Source organism: Synechococcus sp. BA-120 BA3 (genome assembly GCF_034931285.1).
Taxonomy (GTDB): Bacteria; Cyanobacteriota; Cyanobacteriia; order PCC-6307; family Cyanobiaceae; genus Cyanobium.
In genome coordinates this window covers 1-895 of the sequence record NZ_JAYGHZ010000209.1, presented here as the reverse complement: position 1 = coordinate 895, position 895 = coordinate 1, and the positions used below count along the sequence as shown (strand labels likewise).

Sequence of the window (895 nt, the reverse complement as noted above, 5' to 3'; positions counted from 1 at the left end):
TTCATGCACCAGCACCCGCCAGTAGCGCTGCTCCAGGGGCGGGGGCTCGCCGCCGAGGGGGAAGGCGACGCGGGCGGCGGCCTGGCGGCTGACGGCCAGCCGGGCGATGGAGCCCGGCTCCATGCTGTCGCTCAGGCCGGTCATCGCCCCCATGCCCTGACCCGCACCGAAGTTGGTGAAGGGCATCAGGCGGGGCAGCAGCAGGAACAGCACCAGGGCGATGGGCAGGGCCGCCAGCAGCACCTGCAGGCTGCGGCGCAGCAGCGCCTTCCAGTCGGGACCGGCCCCCAGTTCCAGGGCCAGCAGCCCGGCCAGGGCCATCAGGATCGCCAGGCCCTGCAGCAGGCTCGGGGCCAGTTCGGGGCGCAGGGCCGCCAGCAGCCCGGCGCAGACCAGCTGCAGCAGGGCCACCACCCGCCGTTCCTCGAGGCTGCGGGCCTCGCGCAGCTTCAGGGCCGTCAGCACCGCCAGGCCGAAGGCCAGCAGGCTCAGGGACAGGGCCGGCGACAGGCCCAGCAGCCCCACGGCCAGCAACCCCATCGTGAGCCACTGCAGCGGGGCGGCGGCGCGGCTCATCGGCAGCAGGCCAGGGCCGTCAGGCACTGGTCCCGGTGGAGCACCCCCCGGCCGGGCGCGATGGACTGGCCGTTCAGCTCCAGGCCGTAGCTGAGGCCCCGGCCATGCCAGCTCCAGATGCGTTCACTCAGGTGTTCGAGGGCCGTCTCCAGGGGCATTCCGGGTTCGGGGGCCAGCAGGGGGGCCGCTTCGGGGCGGTCCAGGAAGCGCTTGGCGTACTCGCCCCGCCCCTGGGCCAGCAGCTTCCAGGCCAGGCGGCTGGGGCTGTCCTGGGGGCGATGGGGGGCCAGGTCCCGCCAGTCGTCGCTGCCATCCTGGT

At 74.4% G+C, this 895-nt stretch carries 1 protein-coding gene and 1 pseudogene; both read right to left on the bottom strand.

The annotated features are described in order from the left end of the window. A partial coding sequence (locus VB737_RS07325; protein WP_500312256.1) for a TgpA N-terminal domain-containing protein occupies positions 1–603 on the bottom strand: 603 nt, incomplete at its 3' end. Then, a pseudogene (locus tag VB737_RS07320) lies at positions 573–895 on the bottom strand (hypothetical protein); the annotation flags it as partial. The gene VB737_RS07325 and the pseudogene VB737_RS07320, both read right to left, overlap by 31 nt.